This is a genomic window from Rhodococcus sp. SB1D (genome assembly GCF_048573875.1).
GTDB lineage: Bacteria > Actinomycetota > Actinomycetes > Mycobacteriales > Mycobacteriaceae > Rhodococcus_F > Rhodococcus_F qingshengii.
In genome coordinates, this window is record NZ_JBMAIQ010000001.1 from 576,053 (window position 1) to 599,174 (window position 23,122).

Consider the following 23,122-nt stretch of genomic DNA (forward strand, 5'->3'; position numbering starts at 1 on the left):
TGATGGCCGCATTCCAGGAATCCACAGCAGACACGGTCACCATCGTGGCCGGCCTCGAGAGCACGTTCGCCGACGAACTCGGCGCTCTGACGGTGCCGTGGCAAGGTGCTGCCGCCCCTGACCCGCAGTTGCTCGTGGTGAACGAGCAGCTGGCTGCGTCGTTGAGATTGGACGTAGCAGCGCTGCGAAGTGTGGACGGGATCGGCGTACTGTCCGGGTCGACGGTGCCGGTCGGGGCCACACCGGTGGCGATGGCGTATGCGGGTCATCAGTTCGGTGGGTATGCACCAATTCTCGGAGACGGTCGGGCGTTGTTACTCGGCGAACTCGTCAGCAGTGCCGGGCAGCGAGTGGACTTGCATTTGAAAGGCTCCGGGCGCACACCGTTCTCTCGGGGCGGCGACGGGTATGCGGTCGTAGGGCCGATGCTGCGCGAATATCTCGTCAGCGAGGCGATGAATGCCCTCGGTGTCCCCACTACGCGCGCGCTGTCGGTGGTGGCGACGGGCCGAGACGTTCGCCGCAACGGCGCAGAACCCGGTGCCGTGCTTGCACGGATCGCGTCGAGTCACCTACGCGTTGGGACCTTCGAGTTCGCGGCCCGGCAGGGCGAGGTCTTGCAGCCGCTCACCGACTACGCGATCGCCCGGCACTACCCGGAGCTGACCGAACTTCCGTCAACGGGTACACACAATCGCTATCTGAGGTTCCTCGAGGCGGTCGTCGAGGCGCAGGCGTCACTGGTGTCGAGGTGGATGCTCATCGGTTTCGTGCACGGGGTCATGAACACCGACAACACGACAATTTCGGGAGAGACCATCGATTACGGTCCGTGCGCCTTCCTCGACGCATTCGATCCGGCGGCAGTGTTCAGCTCGATCGACCACGGGGGCCGCTATGCGTTCGGCAATCAGCCCGCTGTACTGAAGTGGAATCTGGCGCGCTTGGCAGAAACACTGTTGCCGCTGATCGATTCCGCACCCGACAATGCGATTTCCGCGGCGTCGGCAGTTCTCGAGACCTTCGACGAGCGCTACGAGGGACACTATGCGGCCGGTTTCGCGGAAAAGCTCGGTCTGGCCCAGCCGTTTGTCGATCGGGCGCTCGTCGACGATCTGCTGACGTTGTTGGCGGAACACGGTGCTGATTGGACGGGCAGTTTCCGCGCACTCGCCGACGAATTGCGTGGAAATTCGGCGCCCCTCGACGACCTCGTGCCACGGGACCACATCGCGTCTTGGTTGCAGCGGTGGCACAGGGCCCTGACGGACCAGGGGCGTGGGGCCGCGGAGACCGCGAGCGCGATGGATCGCGTCAACCCGCTGTACATTCCGCGTAATCATCACCTCGATGCTGCCCTGCGCGCCGCGACCGACGGCGACCTCGTTCCCTTCGAGAAGCTGCTCGAGGTTGTCACGCATCCATTCGACCGACGCGACGAGTGGACCGACTACACCGAGGCGGCTCCGCAGTCTTTCAGCGAAACATTCCAAACCTTCTGTGGCACTTGACAGACGAAGCCATCAATCCGTCAGGATGATCAGTTCACGCTCCGACGCGATTTCCACCCGCAGGCCGGCCTTCGACGCCACCCGCGCGACACCCTTGATATCGGTCGGTTCGGCGCGCGAGACCACCAGCGCACGGGCAAGCAGACCCTTGTGGTGCTTGTTGAAGTGACTGACCACCGTCCGGGTGCCGTCCGGCTTCTCGGTGAGGACCGTTGCGATCAAGGCGTCCGGAACAGGTCCGAGGTCTTGGTAGGTGCCGGATCGTAGATCGATGACAAGGCCGTCGGCTTCGGCGGCCAAGGCCTTCGGCAGCTCCGGCTTCCACAGCGAGCGCAGCGTCCCCATCCCCGGCAGCTTGGACCCGCCGGAGAGGCGGTAGGCGGGGATCAGATCTCCTGCGCGGACAGCACCGAACAGAGCGGAACCAATGGCGATCCGATCGAGCGCCTTCGCCTTCTGGGCGCGGGTGAACGACTTTGCGTCGAGGGCGTCGAAGAGCACGCCGGTGTAGCGCTGTAGTGCGGGCCGCGTCGCGGACACCCACAGCTTGGCATTGCGCTCCACTTCGTCTGCTTGCGTCGGGCCGAGCCCGAGCGCTTCGCACGACGCCTCGACGTCAGCGGCCAGATCGACCAGCGTCTGAACCAGCAATTCGCGCGTTTCGGTCAAGTGGGGCATCGACAGTTCGGCCAGATCGAGGGGCGCATCCTTGCCGCCGTCGGACTTGGTTTCTGAGGGAGGCAGCAGTACAAGCACGCTGTAACCGTACCGAGGCCCGCTCGGCCGACTGCGGCGACTATCCTTACACCTCGTGATTACCCGTCTGTCCCACCTGTTCCTGCGTACCCTGCGTGACGATCCCTCGGACGCCGAAGTTGCCAGCCACAAACTGCTGGTTCGTGCCGGCTACGTGCGTCGTATCGCTCCAGGCGTCTACTCGTGGTTGCCGCTGGGATTGCGGGTGCTGCGCGAGGTAGAGCGTGTTGTCCGCGAAGAAATGAATGCCATTGGCGGACAGGAAATCCTGCTGCCTGCGCTGCTCCCGCGCGATCCCTACGAAGCGTCGAACCGCTGGACCGAGTACGGCCCCAACCTGTTCCGCCTCAAGGACCGCAAGGGCAACGACTACATGCTCGGCCCGACCCACGAGGAGCTCTTTGCTCTGACGGTCAAGGGTGAGTACAACTCCTACAAGGACTTCCCGGTCACCCTGTACCAGGTGCAGACCAAGTACCGCGACGAAGAGCGTCCGCGTGCCGGCATTCTGCGTGGCCGCGAGTTCCTCATGAAGGATTCCTACTCCTTCGACCTGACCGACGAAGGCCTGACGGAGTCGTACCAGGCGCATCGCGGCGCCTACGAGAAGATCTTCACGCGTCTGGGCGTCAAGTACGTCATCGTCTCGGCCACCTCCGGTGCGATGGGCGGCAGCGCGTCCGAGGAGTTCCTTGCCGAGAGCGAGATCGGCGAAGACACCTACGTCCGCTGCCTCGAATCCGGCTACGCCGCCAACGTCGAGGCCGTCAAGACTGTTGTTCCCGATTCGATTCCGTTCGACGGGCTGCCCGAAGCCAAGGTGTACGACACCGCGAACACACCCACCATCGACACCCTGGTGGACTGGGCGAACGGCGCTGATCTCGGCCGTACCGTCACCGCCGCCGACACACTCAAGAACATCATGGTCAAGACCCGCCTGCCCGGCGGCGAGTGGGAACTGCTCGGTATCGGCATCCCCGGCGACCGTGAGGTCGACGAAAAGCGCCTCGAAGCTTCGCTCGAGCCGGCCGAGTTCGTGATGATCACCGAGACCGACTTCAAGAACAACCCGTTCCTGGCCAAGGGTTACATCGGCCCGAAGGCTCTGCAGGCCAACGGCGTTCGCTACCTTGTCGATCCGCGCGTCGTCGACGGCACCAGCTGGATTACCGGCGCCGACGAAGACGGCAAGCACGTGGTCGGCCTCGTTGCCGGTCGCGACTTCACCCCTGACGGAACCATCGAAGCCGCCGAGGTTCGTGACGGCGACGCCTCTCCCGATGGAGCCGGCACGCTGGTCTCGGCTCGCGGTATCGAGATCGGGCACGTCTTCCAGCTCGGCCGCAAGTACACCGACGTCTTCACCGTCGACGTCCTCGCCGAGAACGGCAAGCCCGTCCGCCCGACCATGGGTTCGTACGGCGTCGGCGTCTCGCGTCTGGTGGCCGTCATTGCCGAGCAGCATCACGACGAAAAGGGCCTGCGCTGGCCTGCCGAGGTTTCACCGGCCGACGTCTACCTCGTCATCGCGAACAAGGACGAGACCGCGCGCGAAGGCGCCGAAGGCCTCGCCGCGCAACTCGACCGTGCCGGACTCGAAGTAATCCTCGACGACCGCAAGGCATCGCCGGGCGTGAAGTTCAAGGACTCCGAGCTGATCGGCGTTCCGCTGATCGTTGTCGTCGGCCGTGGTTGGGCCGACGGCAAGGTCGAAATTCGCGACCGCTTCACTGGCGAGAGCCGTGAGATCGACGCCGACTCGGCGATCGAGGAGATCATCAGCGCAGTTCGCGGCTGATTCGAATAGTCGTCTGGGCCGCCGCAGCCACCTTCCGAGGTGTCTGCGGCGGCCCTTCTTTTCTGCCACAATCGTGGCTATGGAACGCGAACCGGATTGGGCAGAAGTCGACGGTTACCTTGTCTCCACGTTGGTAGGTGAAGATCCGGTTCTCGACGCGGCACTCGCCGCCAACTCCGAGGCCGGTCTCCCGCCCATCGACGTGGCGCCGAACCAGGGCAAGCTCCTCAATCTTCTGGCGCGAATGTGCCTGGCGCGCAATGTTCTCGAGATCGGAACGCTCGGCGGATACAGCACGATCTGGCTCGCTCGCGCGGTCGGCCCCTCGGGCCAGGTCATCACGCTGGAATTCGATCCCACCCATGCGGATGTCGCTCGGGCGAATATCGAGCGCGCCGGCTTGGCTGACCGTGTCGACGTCCGCGTCGGGGCGGCGCTCGACAGCCTCCCGTCGATCGCGAAGGAAGAGTTGGGACCTTTCGACTTGGTCTTCATCGACGCCGACAAGGAGAACAACACCGAGTACGTGCGGTGGGCGTTGGCCCTTTCGCATCCCGGAACCGTCATCATCGTGGACAACGTGGTGCGTGGGGGACACGTGTCCAACCCGGATATCGACGACGAGCGCGTCAAAGCGAGTCGAGCGGTGTTGGAGATGATCGCGGCCGAGCCGAAACTCGACGGCACCGCCATTCAAACCGTGGGTTCGAAGGGATGGGACGGGTTTGCCGTTGCAGTAGTGAACGAGTGAGCGCAGACTCGAAGCGGTGAGGATGCTGGGGGCAGCCAAGGCGGCATGGCGATGGGTGCGCAGTGCTCCCGGTACCTACGTCTGGTTGCTGGCCCTGCTGTTCACCACACTGTTCCTGCGGCATCTGCCTGACAATGTCGAGGAGCGTTTTCTCGGCAAGCGCTCGACCAATCTGCATCACCTGGCCGAAGACCCGCTACGAGTCCTGTTCTCGAGTGCCTTCTGGCTCGAAGGTGGCGGTTGGTTGGGATACCTGGTTCTCTTCACCATCTTTCATGCAACGGCTGAGCGTTGGCTCGGGACGTGGCGGTGGTTGTGTGTTGTCGTCATTGCCCACGTCGGAGCCACGTACATCAGCGAAGGTGTTCTGTACGAAGGTATTCGGCACGGATACGTGGCGGAGTCGGCGGTCAACACTCTCGACGTGGGTGTGAGTTACGGTCTGGCCGGCGTCATGGGGATTCTGGTATATCGAATCGTCGATCCGTGGCGATACGTCTATCTCGCGGGGTTGCTGCTCTTCTATGGTGTACCTCTGATTTTCGCCACCAATTTCACCGCCATCGGCCACATGTCTGCGTTGTTGCTCGGGTTGGCGTGCTACCCGATCACGCGCGCTCGGGCCGGCACGTGGAATCCGATGGACCTGTGGCATTCGCGAAGAATCGCAGGTCTTCCATGAATCGCACCGCGGAAAGTTACCCGCTGGTAGTTTAGCGTCATCGACGAAAGGTAATGACGTGTCTGGCACCGATGGATTGCTCTTCAACCCCCATACTTACGACCCCGCTCAGTTCGATCCGGAGACCCGCCGTTTGCTGCGAGCCACCATCGAATGGTTCGAGAGCCGCGGTAAGAAGCAACTGCTTCAGGACGACCTCGACGCCGTGTGGGTCTCCGACTTTCTCGAATTCGTCGGCAAGGAGAAGTTGTTCGCGACGTTCCAGACTCCGGCGGCATTCGCCGACGGTGACGAGAACCGTCGTTGGGACGGTGCCCGCAACGCGGCCTTGAGTGAGATCTTCGGTTTTTACGGACTCGCTTACTGGTACGCCTGGCAGGTCACGATCCTCGGACTCGGACCGATCTGGATGAGTGACAACGACGCTGCGAAGAAGCGTGCAGCGCAGGAACTTGCCGACGGTGGTGTCATGGCGTTCGGGCTGTCCGAGCGCGACCACGGCGCCGACGTGTACTCCACCGACATGCTCCTCACTCCCACCGACGGCGACGTCGCCTTCCGCGCGAGCGGCGAGAAGTACTACATCGGAAACGGCAACGTAGCCGGAATGGTGTCTGTGTTCGGGCGTCGTACCGACGTCGAGGGCCCCGAAGGCTACGTGTTCTTTGTCGCCGACAGTGCACATCCGAACTATCAGCTAGTGGACAACGTCCTGCGCGGGCAGATGTATGTCAGCAATTTCCGCCTCGACGATTACCCGGTGCGCGAGGAAGACATTCTGCACACCGGCGTCGCCGCATTCGAGGCCGCGCTCAACACGGTCAACGTCGGAAAGTTCAACCTCTGCACCGGCTCCATCGGCATCACCGAGCATGCGTTCTTCGAGGCAATCACTCACGCGCAGAATCGAATTCTGTACGGCAATCCCGTCACGGATTTCGCCCACGTTCGCGCCGCCTTCGTCGACGCGTACTCACGTCTGATCGCGATGAAGCAGTTCAGTGCGCGGGCGGTCGACTACTTCCGCAGCGCCAGCCTCGAGGACCGTCGCTACCTGCTGTTCAATCCCATGACCAAGGCCAAGGTCACCTCCGAAGGTGAGAAGGTGGTCGGGTTGCTGCACGATGTGATCGCAGCCAAGGGATACGAGAAGTCCACGTACTTCCGCGAGGCAGCGCAGATGATCGGCACGCTGCCCAAGCTCGAGGGCACCGTCCACGTCAACGTCGGCCTGATTCTCAAGTTCTTGCCGAACTATCTGTTCAACTCGGCGCAGTTCCCGGAGATCGTCACGCGCGACGGCGCCGCCGACGACGAGTTCTTCTGGAACCAGGGGCCTACCCGCGGCGCTGCGAAGATTCAGTTCCACGAGTGGAAGCCCGTCTACGAGAAGCACTCTTCGATTCCGAACGTCGCCCGTTTTTACGAGCAGGCGATCGCGCTCACCGAATTGCTCACTGCTGCAGCGCCGGACGCACAGCAGCAGAAGGATCTCGATTTCATGCTCAACGTCGGGCACCTGTTCTCTCTCGTCGTCTACGGTCATCTGATTCTCGAACAGGCCGAGATCAGCGGGCTCGACGCCGACGTTGTCGATCAGATCTTCGACTTCCAGATTCGTGACTTCTCGGGATACGCGATCGCACTGCACGGAAAGCCGTCGTCGACACCCGAGCAGCAGAAGTGGGCCCTGGCCGCGGTGCGGAAGCCTGTTGTCGACAGTGAACGCTTCGACCGGGTGTGGCAGCAGGTCAAGGCGTACGACGGTGCATACGAGATGCGCGCATGACCGCGCCGGTGACGCGCGAGCAGTTGATGGCCGTCGTGGAGGGATCCCCGAAAGCCGTCGGCGCGCATGACCGCTCGACCTGGGTGGCCCTGTTTGCCGGCGACGGACAGGTCAACGACCCTGTAGGTTCACGTCCGCACAACGGTCAGGCGGCGATCGAGAGTTTCTACGACACGTTCATCGCCCCCAATTCGATCACCTTCCATGTCGAGCGCGACATCGTGTGCGGCCGGACGGTGTGGCGCGATCTGAGCCTCGCTACCGAGATGTCGACCGGAGTCGTTCTCGACGTTCCGATGCACTTGCGATACGACTTGGTGGGGGAGCCCGATTCCTTGCGGATCGGAACCCTCTACGCGCATTGGGAATTGGCGACGATGTTGAGCCAGCTCGCGACTGCTGGTGTGGCGGGGGTGAAGGCGGCCGCGAAGTTGACGCCGCAGTTGCTCTCGAACCAGGGGATCGGCGGGGCGCTCGGGTTCTCGCGCGGCATCTTCGGCGTCGGAGACAAAGGCAAGAAGGCAGCGTCGCGGTTCCTCGATGCGGCCGCTGTCGGCCGAACGCCGCCGGTACCCGTCGAGCTTCCTGCGGGGACGCAGTTGTCCAACGCTGATGTCAACGCTCTGCTCACCGGCGTGACGAAGAGCAAGATGCTGGTTGCCGGTCGCACCGTGACGGCGAGCGTCATCGTGTGCGGGGAACCTGCCATCGTATTGTTCGGCTTCGAGGCGAGCGGTCATCGACTCAATCGGGTGCGTTTCTTCACCGAGAGCTGACATAGAGCCCTCCACATGCAGGTCAGGCTCGGCGCGCCACTCCGGCGCGCCGAGCCTTCGTTTTTCTGAGAATTGTCAGATCGCCCCGAGATCCGCAGACAGCCAGTGCTGCGGATTCATGTAGATCGCTACCTGTTCGCCCAACTGCGATCGCGCGAATTCGAGATACCCGTCGACCTTGTCCGGGGCCAGGTAACGCCGCGAGACTTCGACCAGCATCTCGTCGGTGCCCGGAACGATCTTGTCGACGGATCCGCTGACGCTGACGTAACGAATTGTCGGATCGAGCCTTTCAGCCATCAACGAGAAATGCCCGGCCGACTCGATGAGTCGTGCCTTTCGCGAATCCTTGCCCGTGAGGATCCATGGTTTGCCACCGGGTGAGTACAGGTACCAGATCGGGACGGTCAACGGACCGCGCTCGGTGCCGTCCGCCACGGACAGCGCCCCGATGTGGGGTTCGGCCAGGAACTGTTCACGCTCATTTTCGGAGAGTGCCATTCCTCGAGATTACCGCGACGTTTGACATGGCGTTGTGACTCCGTACACAATCGATGTGCTCATTATGAACAGGCGTTCGCAATGCGAACACGTTTCGATCCGAACTACTGGATCCCAACCGGTCGCGAACGCCCACAAGCAGTGAATGTCGAGGATCCGATGACCGCACCGCATACGCAGTCGAGTTCAATCACCGGTTCGCCTGGGGCGCGTGCCGCAATGTGGGTAGCACCGTTGTGTTGGATCGCTGTGCTTCTGGACGGATTCGACCTGGTCGTACTCGGCGCGGTCATTCCTTCGCTTCTCGACTACGACGCGTGGGGTTTGAGTACGGGCACGATCACGATGATCTCGACCTTCGGGCTCATCGGCATGACCATCGGCGCCCTCGTCATCGGCACTCTCACCGACGTCATCGGTCGACGCCGCGCGCTGCTGTACGCCGTTGCCGCATTCTCGATTCTGACTCTGTTGTGCGCAATTGCGCCCAATCCGTTCATCTTCGGGCTGCTGCGCTTCCTTGCCGGTGTGGGGCTGGGTGGCGCCCTACCGACGGCATTGGCTCTGGTCAACGAATTCTCGAAGAAACAAGGCGGTGGATCTGCGTCGACCATGCTGATGACCGGCTACCACGTCGGCGCCGTTGCCACCGCAGCGCTGGCGCTCGTCGTGATCGAACCTTTCGGTTGGCGAGCGATGTTCGTTGTGGGCGCACTTCCTGCCGTCGCCCTGATTCCACTCATGTTGCGGTATCTGCCGGAATCCCCGTCGTACCTTCTCGCTCACGGAAAGCGTGCCGAAGCCGAGGAAATCGCTGCCCGTTACGGAGTCGAACTCGAGATTGCGCCCACGTCCGAAGTTGAGTGCGCCGAAGCCGCCAATCCCGTTCGCGCACTGTTCTCTTCGAAGTTCCTGCGCAACAGCATCGCCATCTGGATCACCAGTTTCATGGGCTTGCTGCTCGTCTACGGATTGAACACGTGGCTTCCGACGATCATGCGTGAGGCCGGTTACAACCTCGGGGCGTCGTTGACGTTCCTTCTGATCCTCAATGCCGGCGCCGTCGTCGGGCTGTTGATCGCCGGGGGTGTCGCGAACAAGATCGGCCCGCGGACTGCAGCCATCGTGTGGTTCGCCGGAGCTGCACTGTTCCTGGCGCTTCTGAGTGTGAAGGTGTCGTTCGGAATCTACGTGATGGTCTTCCTCGCCGGATGCTTCGTGTTCAGTGCGCAGGTACTGGTCTACGCCTTCACGAGCGCCAATCACCCACCTCAGATTCGCGCGACCGCGCTCGGATGGTCGGCAGGTGTCGGCCGGGTCGGTGCGATCTGTGGCCCGATCCTGGGCGGAGTCCTCCTGGGCGCGGGTTACGCCGTGCCGTGGGGCTTCTACGCTTTCGCGCTCGTCGGACTGCTCGGAGCAATTTCTATCTCCTGCACACGGGTGCGCACCTGAAATACCAGTTTCGCTGGTTGGCGTGCTGCTGCTACCGTAAAACATGAGTATGAAGAGTAGCGCTATCGTCGCGCCGCAGGCACCGCTACCGATGCCATCGTCTCGATCCGGTTTGTGGTGGGGCTTGCTCGGTGTGCTGGCGTTCTCGTTCACCGTTCCGCTCACGAGGGTCGCCGTCGCGGATCTCGACCCCCTGTTCGTCGGTGCGGGCCGCGCCGTCGTTGCCGGGGCCCTTGCGATTGTGATGCTGTCGGTTACTCGCGCGACGCTTCCGACGCTTCGGCAGTGGTTGCGCATCGCACTCGTGACTGTTGGTGCGGTACTGGGGTTTTCACTGTTCACCACGTTTGCGTTGCAGACATCGCCGGCGAGTCACGCGGCAGTCGTGATCGGGCTACTTCCCGCTGCGACCGCGGTATTTGCGGTCGTCCGAGGAAAAGAGCGTCCCAGTAAGGGATTCTGGTGGGCAAGCGCCGCCGGCGCGGTATCGGTCGTAGGGTTCGTGGCGATTGCAAACGGCGGACTCGGCTCGTTTCATCTCGCTGATCTTCTTCTGTTCGCCGCGGTGGTGTGTGCAGCGCTGGCATATTCGGAAGGTGCGTTGCTGGCCCGCGAGATCGGGTCGTGGCAGACGATTGCCTGGGCATTGATTCTCGGACTGCCGGTCACGATTGCGTTGACGGTGGCGTCCATGGCCCAGGCTCCGGTCTCTGCCGATGTGAATTCGTGGCTTTCGTTTGCCTACCTGGGATGCGTGAGTATGTTTCTCGGGTTCTTTCCTTGGTACCGGGGTCTGGCGATCGGTCCCATTTCCACTGTGAGCCAAACACAGTTGGTTCAACCGGTGCTCAGCATTGCCTGGTCGGCGCTGATACTCGGTGAGACGTTGTCACCCTCGATCGTGGCCGGCGGTGTCGTCGTCATCGGGTGTGCCTGGCTTGCCCTCAAGGCGCGAGTGGCAGCGCCGCGTGCTGTGCCGGCACGCGACGCGACCACTGCTACTGATGAATCAGAAAAGCGGGCCGCCACCGAAGGCACTGCGGTGTGACGCCGGTTGTTTCCCGTTGGCGTCGGTGATTCCGTACTCGACGGCCGTCTCGGCGGTGATCAGTGTGTGACCGCTGCGCGCGTTCACTTCTGGATCGTTGGCCAATGCAGTGATGACTTGGCCGACGAATTCCGGGGTTTCGGCCTCGGCCAGTGAGAAGCCTTCGAAGCTCTCGATCCCACTCGCCTCCATCCGCTCGTTGCGGATCAACCCGAGCCAGAAGGAAAGTGCGGTGACGCCGGTCCCCTTCAATTCGACAGCCATGTCCGCGGCCATCTTGTCCAAACCTGCCTTCGACATCCCGTACAGCACAGAGTGCAGGTACCCGCGGGTGCCGAACGACGAGATGTTGCCGATCACTCCACTGCCCCGGGGAACCATCAACTTCGCCGCTTCCACCGAAGCAACGTAGTGGGCGCGCAGTCCGATTCCGATCAGCGAATCCCAATCGTCGATCGGCCTCTTCCAGAACGGATCGGCGAAGCCTGCATAACCCGCCGGGTTTGCCCAGACGTTGTTGACCAGAAGATCGAGGCGGCCTGACTGTTCCTCGGCGATGCGTGCAAACAGGTCGACGATCTGTTGATCGTCGGCGTGATCGCACTGCACGGCAATGCCGTGACCACCGCGCTCGGTGATCTCGGCTGCGGTGCGATCGAGTGGGCCGTCGTCGCCGACGGTTCCTCGGGCCGTCACGTACACCGTCCATCCGTCGCTTCCCAGCGCGAGGGCAATGCCCTTGCCGACGCTCCGGCTGGCACCGGTTACGAGCGCAACTTTTCCATTCGTCGTCATCGCGGCCCACCCAACGAACCCTCGGCGATGTCAGCGTCCGGGGAAAGGGGAGTGGTGATCGACCACGTCTCCGTGAAATGGCATTGACTCATTTTCCACATACCGTCCTCGATCACGTACTTGTCGTCGTATTCGCCGGTCATCAACTTCTCGGTGCGCCCGACGGTGTCGATCTGGCGGAACTGCAGAGCCCATCGCCCCACCGCCGACGTCTCCGAGGTCAGTGTGATGTCGGGATGCAATCCGTGATGCATGTCGAGGACCGCGTACCGGCCGTCGACCTTGCGAAGAGCGATCTTCTCGAAGATGTCCGCCATCGGCCCCGCGTCGTCGAAGGCGCCGAGGCGGCCGTAGTCGATCGACGCTCCGGAACGGATGAAGCTGTTGCGGAACCCAACTGGATCCTTGGCATCACATGCTCGCCAGTAGCCGTGCTTGAGCTTCTTGATTTCCTCGATCTGTTCGAGCGCGTCGAGGCGTTGTGCGAGATCCAACGTCGGTCCTTTTCGTCTGGGTTTCCCGGAGACATGTCGGATCGACTGTAGGGTGTCCTCAGTCACATGTGTGTAGTTTTTCCCAGTGACCGGTCAGGAATCGGTGTCGGTTTCGCTCGAGGATTCGTCGCCGGTGAGCGTGATCGCAGTCGAGTCGCTGAAGACGCTGCCCCAGAGTTCGCCGAGGGCTGGATCTTCTTCGGCGTGTTCGGGCGCCATCATTGCGAGCAGATTGTTGATCAGCATCCCGTTCGCGATGAACAAACGCGCTTGCTCGGGTGTGCAACCGGTGCGCTCGCGCAGCAAGGTGTAGATGCCGGACATGGCGTTCCGGGAGACGGCGGCGACATCATCGGTGCTGGTGGCGAAGCCGTGCAACATGACAAGCAGTAGATCTCGGTCGAGAACCAGCTCGCCGTAGGCGGATCCGAGTTCGGCCCAGAACTGCGGATTGCTCGGATCGATCGTGACCGTATCCAATTTGTCGTTGAAGGTGCGGACGATTTCGTCGAGCGCGCGCGTGAACACTGCGTGGAACAAATCTGCCTTGGTTCCGAACATGCGCACGACGTAGGGCTGCGAGACACCGGCTTCCTTGGCGACGGCGTCCGTACTGGTCCCCGAGTATCCACCCTTTGCGAATGCTCGCGTTGCCGCGGCAAGGACCAACGCGCGACGTTCCGGTGCGCTCATCCTGCGGGTACGTGGTTCAGCTGCACCGATCGACATGTTGACACGTTATCACCGGATAGCTTAGTTTCGACCTAAGTAATCATTCGATGCCTTAAGGCACCTTCACTCGAGGAATCACGATGACCGTTTTGACGAAGTCCGGATCGGACGCCGCATCCGGGTCGGAAAGCAGTGGAGGACGTAAGGTTCCGATCGCGATAGCGATGGTTGCTGCCTCTCTGCCCATGTTCATGGCCACCCTCGACAACCTCGTGATGACGAGCGCGCTGCCGGTGATCGAGAAGGAGCTGAATGCGTCCGTCGGGCAACTTCAGTGGTTCATGAATGCGTACACGCTCTGCTTTGCGACGCTGATGCTTTCGGCGACGACGCTCGGCGATCGGTGGGGGCGCCGCAAGATGTTCGTATTCGGGATCGGGCTGTTCACGGCGGCGTCGATTGCTTCGGCGTTGTCGACGACACCAAGCCTGCTGATCGCGGCCCGAGCTTTTCAGGGCGCCGGCGCTGCCGCGATCATGCCGCTCTCACTCACTCTCCTCGTGGCAGCGGTACCGGAAGCCAAGCGCGCCATGGCAATCGGCGTGTGGGGTGGAGTCTCCGGGCTGGGAATCGCGATGGGTCCGGTTGTCGGTGGAGCAGTAGTCGACGGGTTCTCATGGCAGGGCATCTTCTGGATAAACGTGCCGGTTGCGATCGTCGCTGTTCCTCTCGCGTTGTACGCGCTGCGCGAATCGACCGGTCGCACACAGCCTCTCGACCTTCCCGGTGTCGCACTCGCCGGACTCGGTGTGTTCCTGGCGGTGTGGGGGATCGTTCACGGCAACGACGACGGCTGGGGATCGCTTGGAGTAGTTGCGTCGTTGGTCGGGTCCGCAGTCGCGTTGGCACTGTTCGTGCTTCGCGAGATGAAGACCTCGCATCCGGTCATGCCCCTACGTCTGTTCCGCTCACGCAGCTTCTCGATGGCGAACGTCATCGGCTTGACCTTCTCGATCGGAATCTTCGGGGCGGTGTTCCTGCTGTCGCAGTACCTCCAGATCGTGATGGGCTACAGCCCGTTCCAAGCAGGCCTGCGGACGCTTCCGTGGACGGCAGCGCCGATGATCTTCGCGCCTCTCGCCGGTTTTCTGGCGCCGAAGGTCGGGCTCCGTTCGCTTCTGCTGACCGGTCTGTTGCTCCAGGCCGGAGCATTGTTCTGGTTGGCAGCGTTGATCGGTCCCGACGTGACGTACGGGTCGCTGGTTCCGGCTCTACTGATGGCGGGAATCGGTATGGGCCTGACCTTCGCGCCGAGCTCGACGGCGGTACTCGTCGATATGGACGAGCCTGATCACGGAACGGCCAGTTCGACCAACTCGACGCTTCGTGAGATCGGTGTTGCACTGGGAATCGCGGTTCTCACTGCGGTCTTCCTTGCCGCCGGCGGTGCCCTCACGCCCCTCGGTTACGGAGATGCGCTGACACCTGCACTGCGCGTCGGCGGTTGCTTCGTGTTGGTGGCCGTGGTCGCGGCGTGGTTCGTGCCCTCGCATCGCAAGGCCTGAGCACTGCTGTGCGCCTTTATTAACCGCCGGGGGTTAATAAAGGCGCACAGCAGTTACGAAGTCGGGTCCCCCGGGAACGCTGAGGTGGCCGGAGCGGTTCCCAGCGCGGACCGCCATCCGGCGCCGCGGATTGCCGCATCGGTCAGGCCGTCGATTCCGAACGTGCGGAGTTGGTCGGTATCGACCTGTTCGACGAATGCCCTGTAGGTCACGGCGGTGTCGGATTCGATCTGTGCTGCCAGTTGTGCCGCGGTAACGGCGTCCGTCACCGGAAACGGGATCTCGTAAGCTGCCGCGGCTGTCGGCGGGGTCACGCCCGCGTCGGTCGACAGGGCAACCAGCGCATCACGTCGTGCGCGGTGCGCTGCTGTGTGCGTGGCAACCTCGTTGACACGGGCAGGATTCGAAAACGCGGCAACCACTCCGTAAGCGAAGATCGCAGCATTCTCTGATTCGATTGCGGTCAGCAAGGCAGAACTCTCGGATCGACGGGTGTGCGAAGTGATCACGGAAGCAACACCGCAACCTGAGTCGAGCACGACGCGCTGATCGAACCGAGCAGGCCCGCGCGATAGCCGGACATCGTCCGAGCGAGATCCGCGGCACTGCGCGCCGAATCGGCCAGCGAGGTACTCAAGGTTTCGACGCCCGTAGGAGCGTTTGCGACCGAGGTCGACGGGGGCGCTGTGGTCGTAGCGGCGCCGCTGCCCGCTGCTCGCGCAATCTCGGCGTCGAGTTCGAGTGCATGCGCTGTGCGTTCGGCGCTGATCGTGGTCAGTGATGCCGACTTGTCCGGCGCAAGAGCGATGGCGGCGGTTGCTGCTGCCGCGTCGGAGCGGGCTCGATCGGCCTGGGCCGTCAGCTGGTCGACTTCTGCAGCCGCCTCCGCTGTGCCGTTGTCGGTGCAGGCGGACAACGAGAAGGCCGCAGCGCCCAACGCTGCTGCAGTTCCCGTCATCTTGAGCGCACTCCGCCGGGAGAGTGGGGTAGTAGTCATGGGCGTCAGCACCAGTCCATCGTGCCAGGTGGTCGGCCGATCGTTCGAATCCGCGGCACGTGTTCAAGTGTGACGTGCGTCGGGCACTCTGGTCACGGAGACGCGCAATGAGCGGTACTCTTGGATGCTTGCAGCATGTGGCACCTGGTGTCTTTTCATGCTCGCAGCCGCCCACGTCGACAGTCGACACAAGTCGGACAATCGACGACAACTGAAATGAGGAGTTCGCGAGATGCCGGTGCCATCCAGGGAGAGGGTGATCGAGCTGATCTCCGAACTCGTGCACGCCCAGGGTTATGACGTCGAAGACGTTGTCGTGACCAGTGCGGGCAAGCACAGCGCGGTGCGCATCATGGTCGACAGCGATGCCGGGATCGAGCTCGATGCCGCCGCGGAGATCAGCAGACTCGTTTCGGAACTTTTCGACACCCTCGAGGAAATCGGTGAAACGCCGTACACCCTCGAGGTGACCTCCCCGGGAATCGATCGCCCACTGACGCTCGATCGTCACTGGCGTCGGGCTCGCGGACGTAAAGCGCGAATCGATCTGGCCGGCGAGACCGTGGTGGGCCGTATCGGAACGATGAACGACGATTCCGTGGCAGTTGTCATCGGTGGCCGTGGCGGACCGACCGTGCGCGAGATTGCACTAGGCGACGTTCAAAAGGCTGTAGTTCAGGTGGAGTTCTCGAAGCCCAGTGAGGCGGAGTTGGAACTCGCGGGCGGCATCCCGGAGGGGCGCGCAGTTCCCTCCGATGCGGTTGACCTCACCGAGGACTCGGGCGTGGACAGTGTCGAAGACGACGAAGCAGAATTAGAAGACGTAGAAAACGAAGAAGGGTTCGACAAGTGAATATCGACATTGCAGCGTTGCGAGCGATCGAAGCCGAAAAAGGTGTCTCGATCGAAACTGTGATCGCCACGATCCAGACCGCGCTGCTGACGGCGTACCGCCACACCGAGGGGCACAAGCAGAACGCTCGGATCGATGTCAACATCAAGACCGGTTCGGTGCGAGTGATGGCGCACGACACCGATGCCGACGGCAACATGATCGGTGAGGAGTGGGACGACACTCCCGAGGGATTCGGACGCATCGCGGCCACCACCGCACGCCAGGTCATCCTGCAGCGTCTGCGCGACGCCGAGCACGAGCGCAGTTTCGGTGAGTTCTCGACCCATGAGGGTGAAATCGTCGGCGGTGTCATTCAGCGTGACACGCGTGCGAATTCCCGCGGAATGGTCGTCGTCCGAATCGGCAGCGAATCCAATGGCGCCGAAGGATTGTTGCCGCCTGCAGAACAGGTTCCCGGCGAGAACTACGAGCACGGTGAGCGCATCAAGTGCTACGTCGTCGGGGTTGCTCGCGGAGCCCGCGGCCCACAGATCACCCTCTCGCGGACCCACCCGAACCTGGTTCGCAAGTTGTTCGCACTCGAGGTTCCAGAGATCGCGGACGGGAGCGTCGAGATCATCAACGTCGCGCGCGAAGCGGGACATCGTTCCAAGATCGCCGTTGCCTCACGTGTGCAGGGGCTCAACGCAAAGGGTGCATGCATCGGCCCGATGGGTCAGCGCGTCCGCAACGTCATGAGCGAACTCGCGGGGGAGAAGATCGACATCATCGACTTCGACGAAGATCCCGCGACGTTTGTGGGCAACGCACTTTCCCCGTCGAAAGTGGTCTCCGTCACTGTCGTCGATCCCGAGGCTCGTGCGGCCCGTGTCATCGTGCCCGATTTCCAGCTTTCGTTGGCCATCGGAAAAGAGGGTCAAAATGCCCGCCTGGCTGCGCGGTTGACGGGCTGGCGTATCGACATTCGCAGCGATGCGGCACCCGTTGGCGACGCGTCCGACCGGCCCGCCACGTCCAACGGATAACGGTGGAATGCAGTGATCGAGACGGTTCGGCGGTAGAGTGGACAATGGTTCGACGTGAGTCCTCGGATTCGGCGCGCGTGAAACCCGGTTCGCCGGTAAGAACGTGTGTGGGATGCAGGGAACAAGGGTCGGCTGTCGATCTGTTGAGGGTCGTGGTTGGTGAGCAGGGGCCGGAGGGTTCCCCGCTCGTCCCCGACGTATCGCGAAGACTCCCCGGTCGAGGTGCATGGCTGCACCTGGATCCGAGTTGTCTGAGCCTGGCAGAGCGGCGCCGAGCATTCAGCAGAGCACTGCGAGTGTCCGGAAATCTGGACACGTCCGCTGTCGACCAGCTGGTCGACGCAGTTCACACAAAAGCAGTACCTCTCGAGAAGAACAGGCACAAGCACTCATGAGCACACCGTGAAGCACCAACGATGAACGTCCATCGGCGATAACCCGAGGTCGTGCGGGACCCACATCTGTGGGATGCCTCCTGCTCGACCTCATCAGTGAGGAGAGCAGTGGCAGGCAAGGCCCGCGTGCACGAGTTGGCTAAAGAACTCGGTGTCACCAGCAAGGAACTACTCGCAACGCTCAAGGAGCAAGGCGAGTTCGTGAAGTCTGCGTCATCCACAGTGGAGGCGCCCGTCGCCCGTCGTCTGCGGGAGTCATTCCCGTCGGCAGGCGGAGCAGAAACCAAGTCCGAGACCGGCGCAGCCGCTCCGGCGGCTCGCCCCGCGGCAAAGCCCGGCGCACCGTCGCCGTCGGCTGCAAAGCCTGGCGCACCGCGTCCCGGCCCCAAGCCGGCCGCACCCGCACCGGCTGCTCCCGCAGCGCCGGCCCCGGCAGCCCCCGCGGCTCCCGCAGCCGCTGCTCCGGCAGCACCGTCAGCGCCGGTCCCCACCCCGACGTTCAACGCTCCGAAACCAGCACAGCCGGCACGTCCGGCTCCGGCTGCTCCCGCAGCGTCGGCACCGGCAGCCCCCGCGGCTCCGGCCGCACCGTCCACCGGCGCGAAGCCCGGCGGACCGCGTCCGGGACCGAAGGCACCTCGCGTCGGTAACAACCCGTACTCCTCGGCACCCGCCGAGCGTCCGGCACCTCGTCCGGCTCCCGGCGCACCGCGTCCGGGCGCAGGTCAGGGCGGTTCTCGTCCGGCTCCGGGTCAGGGCGGTCCCCGTCCGGCTCCCGGTCAGGGTGGACCTCGTCCGGCTCCGGGTCAGGGCGGTCCCCGTCCGGCTCCCGGCCAGGGTGGACCCCGTCCGCCTGCAGGTCAGGGCGGACCCCGTCCCAGCCCCGGCTCCATGCCTCCTCGCCCGAACCCGGGTGCAATGCCTGCTCGTTCCGCTCGTCCCGCGCCCGGTGGCGGCGGACGTCCGGGTCGTCCCGGTGGCGCTCCCGGTGGTCGTCCGGGTGGCGGCGGCGGTGGATACCGCGGTGGCGGCGCTCCCGGCGCCGGTGCCGGTGCAGGTGCTCCCGGTGGAGCAGCTCCGGCCGGTGGATTCCGCGGTCGTCCCGGCGGCGGTGGCCGTCCCGGTCAGCGCGGCGCAGCGGCAGGTGCATTCGGTCGTCCCGGCGGAGCAGTTCGCCGTGGACGTAAGTCGAAGCGGGCGAAGCGCGCCGAGTACGAAAGCATGCAGGCTCCCGCAGTCGGCGGCGTCAGGCTGCCACGCGGCAACGGCGAGACCATCCGTCTCGCTCGCGGCGCATCTCTGTCGGACTTCGCGGACAAGATCGATGCGAACCCCGCAGCACTCGTGCAGGCGTTGTTCAACCTCGGTGAGATGGTCACGGCAACTCAGTCGGTCAACGACGAGACGCTGGAGCTGCTCGGCGGCGAAATGAACTACGTCGTGCAGGTCGTCAGCCCGGAGGACGAGGATCGCGAGCTGCTCGACAGCTTCGACCTCACCTACGGCGAGGACGCCGGCGGAGAAGAGGACCTCGAGTCCCGTCCGCCTGTGGTCACCGTCATGGGCCACGTCGACCACGGTAAGACCCGTCTGCTCGACGTGATCCGTAAGGCGAATGTCCGTGAGGGCGAAGCCGGCGGCATCACGCAGCACATCGGTGCCTACCAGGTGCTGACCGAGCTCGAGGGCAACGAGCGTCTCGTGACGTTCATCGACACCCCCGGTCACGAGGCCTTCACGGCCATGCGTGCTCGTGGTGCCAAGGCCACCGACCTCGCGATCCTTGTTGTCGCAGCCGACGACGGCGTCATGCCGCAGACGGTGGAAGCGATCAACCACGCCCAGGCGGCCGACGTGCCGATCGTGGTCGCGGTGAACAAGATCGACAAGGAAGGCGCGAACCCGGACAAGATCCGGCAGCAGCTCACCGAGTACGGACTGGTGGCCGAGGAATACGGCGGAGACACCATGTTCGTCGACATCTCGGCGAAGCAGGGTCTCAACATCGACGCACTGCTCGAAGCAGTGCTGTTGACGGCCGACGCTTCCCTGGATCTGCGCGCCAACCCGGACATGGACGCTCAGGGTGTTGCCATCGAGGCGCACCTCGACCGTGGCCGCGGCCCCGTCGCTACCGTGCTCATTCAGCGCGGAACGCTGCGGGTCGGCGACTCGATCGTTGCCGGCGATGCTTACGGCCGCGTCCGCCGCATGGTGGACGAGCACGGTCAGGACGTCCACGAGGCACTGCCTTCACGTCCGGTCCAGGTCATCGGCTTCACGTCGGTCCCCGGTGCAGGCGACAACCTGCTCGTGGTCGACGAGGACCGTATCGCTCGTCAGATCGCGGACCGTCGCAACGCACGTAAGCGCAACGCGCTTGCAGCGAAGAGTCGTAAGCGCATCAGCCTCGACGATCTCGATGCAGCTCTGAAGGAACATTCACAGCTGAACTTGATCCTCAAGGGTGACAACTCGGGAACCGTGGAGGCCCTCGAAGAGGCTCTCCTCGGAATTCCGATCGACGACGAGGTGCAGTTGCGCGTCATCGACCGCGGTGTCGGTGGCATCACGGAGACCAACGTCAACCTGGCTGCTGCGTCCAACGCGATCATCATCGGCTTCAACGTCCGCGCCGAAGGCAAGGCAACGGAGCTGGCGAACCGCGAGGGCGTCGACATTCGCTACTACTCGGTGATCTACCAGGCCATCGACGAGGTCGAGAAGGCACTCAAGGGTCTGCTCAAGCCGGTGTACGAAGAGGTCGAGCTGGGCAAGGCAGAGATCCGCGCCATGTTCCGTTCGTCCAAGATCGGCAACATTGCCGGTTGCTTGGTCACGTCGGGCAGCATCCGTCGCAACGCCAAGGCACGTCTCATCCGCGACAGCAAGGTCATCGCCGAGACGGTCACCATCTCCTCGCTCAAGCGGGAGAAGGAAGACGCTACCGAGGTTCGCGAAGGCTACGAATGTGGTTTGACCGTCACCTATTCCGATATCAAGATCGGTGACGTTCTCGAGTGCTACGAGCTTCGCGAGAAGCCGCGCGACTGATTATGTCGACACGGGCGTTGGGGCGGACGCACGTGAGTACTAGCTGACATGGACTCTCTCGGACTTGAACATACAAGTCCGAGAGAGTCCATTCGGCTCTGTCTAGGGGGAAAATGTTTGTAGGGGCACTGGAGTTCGACATCCTTTTCGGCGATGTCCACTCACTCAAGGAAAAGCGTTCGATGCTGTCGCCGATCCTGACGGAACTCCGTCGATTCGGTGTGAGTGCAGCGGAGGCGGGGGAGCAGGGACGCCTGCGTCGTGCGCTCGTGGGCGTCGGGGTGGTCAGTTCGTCTGTCGATCACCTGCACGACGTTCTCGATCATTGTGAGCGGGCGGTCGCCGAGCGTCCGGAGATTCAGTTGCTGGCTGTGCGAAGGCGAATCTTCGGCCCGGAAGACTGAGCGTCATCGGGCGGTGTCGATGAGCCACGCTTCCAGACGGCGTACCGAATCGAGTTCGTCGGCAAGGGATTCGGTGGCTTCGGGACCAACGGTGGCGGTGTTTGTGCTCACGCTCGACGCATGCGACAACTGTGGAGATCGACGACGGCCCTGGCGGCGGTGGCTCGTGGTCGAAGACCTCTACCGATGGTGATTTGGTTGCCGGGTAGCCGATGGACGAGACTGTTGTCGGTAATAATTCTTGTTAACCAGAACTTTGATCGATCGAGTCACCTCGATTCGAGTGGCCAGGTAGAGGAGACTGACAGTCATGGTAGATCCAGCCCGGGCACGCAAGTTGGCAAAGCGTATCGGAACCATCGTCGCGACCGCGATCGATCACGAGATCAAGGATCCGCGACTCGCATTCGTGACCATCACGGACACCAAGGTCACCAACGATCTGCACGACGCGACGGTGTACTACACAGTCATGGGCGAGAAGGTCGATTCCGCACCCGATGTGGAAGCCGCCGCCGCAGGTCTCGAGAAGGCCAAGGGTGTTCTGCGCTCGAAGGTCGGTGCCGGAACCGGAGTTCGCTTCACACCGACTCTGACGTTTGTCGCCGATACCGTTCCCGACACCGCGCGTCATATGGAAGAACTGCTGGCCCGTGCCAAGGCCGCCGACGACGAGGTCGCCAAGGCGCGTGAGAATGCACAGCCGGCCGGAGATGCAGATCCGTACAAGGAGCCGCGAGTGGCTTCGGACGAAGACGAGGCGTCGCCAGATGTTCGTGAAGCCGACTGACGCGCACCGAGAATGACGATCACCGCACTTTCGGACGTCGACCCCTGCGAGGCGAAGTTCGCTCAGGTGGCCGAGGTTCTCGAATCGGCACACACGGTGACAATTCTCTGCCATGTGCAGCCGGATGCGGACACGATCGGCAGCGGACTTGCGCTCGGTCTCGTTCTCGAGCGTCGGGGCATTTCGGTGCAGGTCGCGTTCAGTCGGCCGTCGGCGCTGCCCGAGTCGATGCGCGATTTCCCCGGTCTCCACTTGCTCGTGGCGCCCACTGATGTTCGGGAAAGTGTCGATGTACTGGTGACGGTGGATGTCGGCAGCGAGGGCCGTCTCGGTGAGTTGTCGAGTCGACTCGCCGGCGCGAATCGCACGATCGTCCTTGATCACCATCGCTCCAATTCCGAATTCGGAAGTATCAACGTCGTCGACGAAGCCGCGGCTTCGACGACGGCGCTCATCGCACGATTCTTCGATGCGTGGGGAGTCGCGATCGATCGCGATATCGCGCACTGTCTCTATGCCGGACTGGTCACCGACACCGGCTCCTTCCGGTGGGGAGGTCCGCTTCCGCACGTGCTCGCGGCGCGTTTGCTGGCGACCGGCATCGACGGCGACGCGATTGCGCGAAAGCTGCTCGACACCCATCCGTTCGGGTGGTTGCCGATGCTGGCTTCGGTACTCGGGTCCGCGGTGCTGGTCCCGGAAGCCGCGGACGGCCGTGGGCTGGTGTACGCGGTCATCCGACGCAGTGACATCGGCGATCTTCGCTCCGAGGAGATCGAGAGCGTCGTCGATATCGTGCGAACCACATCGGAAGCCGAAGTTGCCGCAGTACTCAAGGAGTCGGTTTCCGGAAGCTGGTCGATCTCGTTGCGTGCAAAGTCGGCGATCGACGTGTCGGCGGTCGCTGAAAGTCTTGGTGGCGGCGGACATCGGCTGTCGGCCGGATACACGTCGACCAGTTCCAGCGACGAGATTGTTGCCGCGCTCGTCGCGGCACTCGGCTGA

At 63.1% G+C, this 23,122-nt stretch carries 23 protein-coding genes; 16 read left to right on the forward strand and 7 right to left on the reverse strand.

What is annotated here, in order from left to right:
* The first annotated feature begins 2 nt into the window (after positions 1-2).
* Entirely contained in the window at positions 3-1,511 is a 1,509-nt protein-coding gene (locus tag ACN50D_RS02740; protein ID WP_211920326.1) for a protein adenylyltransferase SelO, read from the forward strand.
* Between the two features lie 12 nt (positions 1,512-1,523).
* Here the strand turns inward: ACN50D_RS02740 and yaaA are convergent, their stop codons facing one another.
* The gene (yaaA, locus tag ACN50D_RS02745) at positions 1,524-2,267 is read right to left on the reverse strand and encodes a peroxide stress protein YaaA (protein WP_182261070.1); all 744 of its coding nucleotides are present in this window, start codon (positions 2,265-2,267) and stop codon (positions 1,524-1,526) included.
* Positions 2,268-2,322: 55 nt separating this feature from the next.
* Here yaaA and ACN50D_RS02750 point away from each other — a divergent pair, with 55 nt between their 5' ends.
* The 5 genes from ACN50D_RS02750 (at position 2,323) to ACN50D_RS02770 (ending at position 8,066) form a co-directional block, all read left to right on the forward strand.
* On the forward strand, positions 2,323-4,068 hold the full coding sequence (locus tag ACN50D_RS02750) for a proline--tRNA ligase (RefSeq protein WP_054188575.1): 1,746 nt from the start codon (positions 2,323-2,325) through the stop codon (positions 4,066-4,068).
* 79 nt (positions 4,069-4,147) lie between these two features.
* Positions 4,148-4,819 (forward strand): O-methyltransferase, encoded by a 672-nt coding sequence (locus ACN50D_RS02755; protein ID WP_020969392.1) that lies wholly within the window; start codon positions 4,148-4,150, stop codon positions 4,817-4,819.
* Positions 4,820-4,841: 22 nt separating this feature from the next.
* Complete coding sequence (locus ACN50D_RS02760) at positions 4,842-5,501, forward strand: rhomboid-like protein (protein WP_003942804.1); 660 nt, start codon at positions 4,842-4,844, stop codon at positions 5,499-5,501.
* Positions 5,502-5,559: 58 nt separating this feature from the next.
* On the forward strand, positions 5,560-7,290 hold the full coding sequence (locus tag ACN50D_RS02765; RefSeq protein ID WP_211920324.1) for an acyl-CoA dehydrogenase family protein: 1,731 nt from the start codon (positions 5,560-5,562) through the stop codon (positions 7,288-7,290).
* Positions 7,287-8,066 carry a nuclear transport factor 2 family protein gene (locus tag ACN50D_RS02770; RefSeq protein ID WP_054188574.1) on the forward strand — a complete coding sequence of 260 codons (780 nt, stop codon included), beginning with the start codon at positions 7,287-7,289 and terminating at the stop codon, positions 8,064-8,066. Before ACN50D_RS02765 ends, ACN50D_RS02770 begins: the two co-directional genes overlap by 4 nt.
* Positions 8,067-8,141: 75 nt before the next feature.
* Here the strand turns inward: ACN50D_RS02770 and ACN50D_RS02775 are convergent, their stop codons facing one another.
* Positions 8,142-8,567, reverse strand: a complete 426-nt coding sequence (locus ACN50D_RS02775; RefSeq protein ID WP_003942732.1) for a pyridoxamine 5'-phosphate oxidase family protein — start codon at positions 8,565-8,567, stop codon at positions 8,142-8,144.
* 159 nt (positions 8,568-8,726) lie between these two features.
* On the opposite strand from ACN50D_RS02775, the gene ACN50D_RS02780 reads away from it, so the two are divergent.
* Positions 8,727-10,022, forward strand: coding sequence for an MFS transporter (locus tag ACN50D_RS02780; protein WP_372450106.1), 1,296 nt, complete (start codon positions 8,727-8,729; stop codon positions 10,020-10,022).
* A gap of 91 nt (positions 10,023-10,113) precedes the next feature.
* On the forward strand, positions 10,114-11,070 hold the full coding sequence (locus ACN50D_RS02785; protein WP_007735024.1) for a DMT family transporter: 957 nt from the start codon (positions 10,114-10,116) through the stop codon (positions 11,068-11,070).
* On the opposite strand, the gene ACN50D_RS02790 is transcribed toward ACN50D_RS02785, so the two are convergent.
* The 3 genes from ACN50D_RS02790 to ACN50D_RS02800 form a co-directional block, all read right to left on the reverse strand.
* The gene (locus ACN50D_RS02790) at positions 11,032-11,865 is read right to left on the reverse strand and encodes an SDR family NAD(P)-dependent oxidoreductase (protein ID WP_003942723.1); all 834 of its coding nucleotides are present in this window, start codon (positions 11,863-11,865) and stop codon (positions 11,032-11,034) included. The two genes, ACN50D_RS02785 and ACN50D_RS02790, sit on opposite strands and share 39 nt — an antisense overlap.
* Positions 11,862-12,359 (reverse strand): nuclear transport factor 2 family protein, encoded by a 498-nt coding sequence (locus ACN50D_RS02795; RefSeq protein ID WP_007735030.1) that lies wholly within the window; start codon positions 12,357-12,359, stop codon positions 11,862-11,864. Before ACN50D_RS02795 ends, ACN50D_RS02790 begins: the two co-directional genes overlap by 4 nt.
* Before the next feature lie 93 nt (positions 12,360-12,452).
* Positions 12,453-13,088 carry a TetR/AcrR family transcriptional regulator gene (locus ACN50D_RS02800; protein WP_003942694.1) on the reverse strand — a complete coding sequence of 212 codons (636 nt, stop codon included), beginning with the start codon at positions 13,086-13,088 and terminating at the stop codon, positions 12,453-12,455.
* An 83-nt stretch (positions 13,089-13,171) separates the two neighbouring features.
* Between ACN50D_RS02800 and ACN50D_RS02805 the strand changes: the two genes are divergently transcribed.
* Positions 13,172-14,596, forward strand: a complete 1,425-nt coding sequence (locus ACN50D_RS02805) for an MFS transporter (protein WP_064073682.1) — start codon at positions 13,172-13,174, stop codon at positions 14,594-14,596.
* Positions 14,597-14,649: 53 nt separating this feature from the next.
* Here ACN50D_RS02805 and ACN50D_RS02810 read toward each other — a convergent pair whose 3' ends face one another.
* Positions 14,650-15,105 (reverse strand): ferritin-like domain-containing protein, encoded by a 456-nt coding sequence (locus tag ACN50D_RS02810; protein WP_003942700.1) that lies wholly within the window; start codon positions 15,103-15,105, stop codon positions 14,650-14,652.
* Positions 15,102-15,554, reverse strand: coding sequence for a hypothetical protein (locus ACN50D_RS02815; RefSeq protein ID WP_003942726.1), 453 nt, complete (start codon positions 15,552-15,554; stop codon positions 15,102-15,104). Before ACN50D_RS02815 ends, ACN50D_RS02810 begins: the two co-directional genes overlap by 4 nt.
* Before the next feature lie 271 nt (positions 15,555-15,825).
* On the opposite strand from ACN50D_RS02815, the gene rimP reads away from it, so the two are divergent.
* From rimP to ACN50D_RS02850, 7 genes are all read left to right on the forward strand, one after another.
* Positions 15,826-16,446, forward strand: coding sequence for a ribosome maturation factor RimP (rimP, locus tag ACN50D_RS02820; protein WP_075833006.1), 621 nt, complete (start codon positions 15,826-15,828; stop codon positions 16,444-16,446).
* Positions 16,443-17,474: a transcription termination factor NusA gene (gene nusA / locus ACN50D_RS02825; RefSeq protein WP_003942738.1), complete on the forward strand. Its 1,032-nt coding sequence runs from the start codon at positions 16,443-16,445 to the stop codon at positions 17,472-17,474. The genes rimP and nusA overlap by 4 nt, the downstream gene beginning before the upstream one ends.
* 44 nt (positions 17,475-17,518) lie before the next feature.
* Positions 17,519-17,869, forward strand: a complete 351-nt coding sequence (locus tag ACN50D_RS02830; protein ID WP_019748063.1) for a YlxR family protein — start codon at positions 17,519-17,521, stop codon at positions 17,867-17,869.
* A 108-nt stretch (positions 17,870-17,977) separates the two neighbouring features.
* Positions 17,978-20,923, forward strand: a complete 2,946-nt coding sequence (gene infB, locus ACN50D_RS02835; RefSeq protein ID WP_030535614.1) for a translation initiation factor IF-2 — start codon at positions 17,978-17,980, stop codon at positions 20,921-20,923.
* Positions 20,924-21,036: 113 nt separating this feature from the next.
* Entirely contained in the window at positions 21,037-21,327 is a 291-nt protein-coding gene (locus ACN50D_RS02840) for a DUF503 domain-containing protein (RefSeq protein ID WP_003942205.1), read from the forward strand.
* A gap of 310 nt (positions 21,328-21,637) precedes the next feature.
* A complete protein-coding gene (gene rbfA / locus ACN50D_RS02845; protein ID WP_003942248.1) occupies positions 21,638-22,117 on the forward strand; it encodes a 30S ribosome-binding factor RbfA in 480 nt (159 codons plus the stop codon).
* Positions 22,118-22,129: 12 nt separating this feature from the next.
* Positions 22,130-23,122, forward strand: coding sequence for a DHH family phosphoesterase (locus ACN50D_RS02850; protein ID WP_054188570.1), 993 nt, complete (start codon positions 22,130-22,132; stop codon positions 23,120-23,122).

What these genes read in the sequence shown, in the direction of transcription:
- ACN50D_RS02740 (WP_211920326.1), top strand. Translation starts at nt 3, where the DNA reads ATGGCCGCATTCCAGGAATCCACAGCAGACACGGTCACCATCGTGGCC.
- ACN50D_RS02755 (WP_020969392.1), top strand. Translation starts at nt 4,148, where the DNA reads ATGGAACGCGAACCGGATTGGGCAGAAGTCGACGGTTACCTTGTCTCC.
- ACN50D_RS02760 (WP_003942804.1), top strand. Translation starts at nt 4,842, where the DNA reads ATGCTGGGGGCAGCCAAGGCGGCATGGCGATGGGTGCGCAGTGCTCCC.
- ACN50D_RS02770 (WP_054188574.1), top strand. Translation starts at nt 7,287, where the DNA reads ATGACCGCGCCGGTGACGCGCGAGCAGTTGATGGCCGTCGTGGAGGGA.
- ACN50D_RS02775 (WP_003942732.1), bottom strand. Translation starts at nt 8,567, where the DNA reads ATGGCACTCTCCGAAAATGAGCGTGAACAGTTCCTGGCCGAACCCCAC.
- ACN50D_RS02780 (WP_372450106.1), top strand. Translation starts at nt 8,727, where the DNA reads ATGACCGCACCGCATACGCAGTCGAGTTCAATCACCGGTTCGCCTGGG.
- ACN50D_RS02785 (WP_007735024.1), top strand. Translation starts at nt 10,114, where the DNA reads ATGCCATCGTCTCGATCCGGTTTGTGGTGGGGCTTGCTCGGTGTGCTG.
- ACN50D_RS02790 (WP_003942723.1), bottom strand. Translation starts at nt 11,865, where the DNA reads ATGACGACGAATGGAAAAGTTGCGCTCGTAACCGGTGCCAGCCGGAGC.
- ACN50D_RS02800 (WP_003942694.1), bottom strand. Translation starts at nt 13,088, where the DNA reads ATGTCGATCGGTGCAGCTGAACCACGTACCCGCAGGATGAGCGCACCG.
- ACN50D_RS02805 (WP_064073682.1), top strand. Translation starts at nt 13,172, where the DNA reads ATGACCGTTTTGACGAAGTCCGGATCGGACGCCGCATCCGGGTCGGAA.
- ACN50D_RS02815 (WP_003942726.1), bottom strand. Translation starts at nt 15,554, where the DNA reads ATGACGGGAACTGCAGCAGCGTTGGGCGCTGCGGCCTTCTCGTTGTCC.
- rimP (WP_075833006.1), top strand. Translation starts at nt 15,826, where the DNA reads ATGCCGGTGCCATCCAGGGAGAGGGTGATCGAGCTGATCTCCGAACTC.
- ACN50D_RS02830 (WP_019748063.1), top strand. Translation starts at nt 17,519, where the DNA reads ATGGTTCGACGTGAGTCCTCGGATTCGGCGCGCGTGAAACCCGGTTCG.
- ACN50D_RS02840 (WP_003942205.1), top strand. Translation starts at nt 21,037, where the DNA reads ATGTTTGTAGGGGCACTGGAGTTCGACATCCTTTTCGGCGATGTCCAC.
- rbfA (WP_003942248.1), top strand. Translation starts at nt 21,638, where the DNA reads ATGGTAGATCCAGCCCGGGCACGCAAGTTGGCAAAGCGTATCGGAACC.
- ACN50D_RS02850 (WP_054188570.1), top strand. Translation starts at nt 22,130, where the DNA reads ATGACGATCACCGCACTTTCGGACGTCGACCCCTGCGAGGCGAAGTTC.